The sequence below is a fragment of the Acinetobacter sp. AL9 genome (assembly GCF_041464035.1).
GTDB classification, from domain to species: Bacteria; Pseudomonadota; Gammaproteobacteria; order Pseudomonadales; family Moraxellaceae; genus Acinetobacter; species Acinetobacter towneri.
This window is the reverse complement of record NZ_JAYFSK010000129.1, coordinates 1-1,211: the sequence shown is the minus strand read 5'-3', so window position 1 is coordinate 1,211 and position 1,211 is coordinate 1. Positions and strand designations below refer to the sequence as shown.

Genomic DNA, 1,211 nt, shown 5'->3' with positions numbered 1-1,211 from the left:
TTCAGTTAAAATCATTTTGAAGTTTTAATCTAAACTTCCAAATCTGGCTCATCAATTTTCTGACTTAAATTTCGCTCAAATAAACTTCGAGTAATTTAAACCAATCAATCAATGAAATATCTTCGATCAATCAATCAGTAAAAATCCACACAAGTTGTTCTTCATAATCTCTTAATGATCTCAATTTCTGCCTCGTCAGCAGAAATTTTAACGCAAAACACTTCTAACAACTCAACCCTGTAAGCTAAGTTCGTAGGCTGTTTCGCGTCGGGATGGGTGCATTATAGGGCAATTTCCTACACGTGCAAGTGCTTTTAACTGCTTGTTTTCACGAGTGTTGGATTTTTACGCACTATTTTGGTTCAAAAACACACAAAACTCGCACTAACCCTATAATTTTAAATTAAAAATATGTTTTTCATATTTTTGCAATCTAAATCCGCTTATTTTGTTGGGGCAGCCTCTTTCACTTTCACACTGAGTATTTTTACCGCTTGTTTCGGTACATTTTGATGCATGCCATAGTTGCCTGTTGGTACTTTTACAATTTTATCGACAACATCCATACCTTTAGTGACTTGACCAAATACCGCATAGCCTGCGTTACGTGGACTTCGATTTAAGAAATCGTTATCTACCACATTAATAAAGAATTGGCTGCTGGCAGAATCAGGATGATTCATACGTGCCATCGCCAAGGTACCACGGGTATTTTTCAATCCATTACTTGATTCATTACGAATGGTCGCTTTGGTTGGCTTTTCTTGCATATTGGCATCCATACCACCGCCTTGCACCATAAAGCCCGGGATAACACGATGGAAGATCGTACCGTTATAGAAGTTTGACTTGGCATAGTTTTCAAAGTTCTTTGCAGAAACTGGGGCTTTGTCATTAAACAGTTCGATTTCAATATTGCCCATGCTGGTTGTCATTTCTACCACGGTGTTGGCTGCCATCGTATTGAAGCTGATAAGCATTGCTGCCATGGTAAACACACTTTGTTTTAACATTTGCTGACCAATCCATCTGTGTTGTATTTGCATTGCATCTATATTAACCCGAATTACGGATAAGAAAAGCACTTGAAAAAAAGGTAGTTAGAGCCATTTAGAAAGTTACGACACAACCCAAAGGCTCTAACTACCATGTACGATTTTACAGAAATTTTTTGTATTGTTGATGATTTTTTCAAAAAATTTGAACCCATC

1 protein-coding gene is annotated in these 1,211 nt (G+C 37.2%); it reads right to left on the bottom strand.

The genetic code is table 11. The features are described from left to right. Window positions 1-443: 443 nt before the first annotated feature. On the bottom strand, window positions 444-1,013 hold the full coding sequence (locus ACEO2X_RS13845; RefSeq protein WP_004969822.1) for a peptidylprolyl isomerase A: 570 nt from the start codon (window positions 1,011-1,013) through the stop codon (window positions 444-446). Between the last annotated feature and the right edge of the window lie 198 nt (window positions 1,014-1,211).

Bases quoted from the DNA above. Each gene is read 5' to 3' on its own strand.
- ACEO2X_RS13845 (WP_004969822.1), bottom strand. From the start codon at position 1,013: ATGTTAAAACAAAGTGTGTTTACCATGGCAGCAATGCTTATCAGCTTC.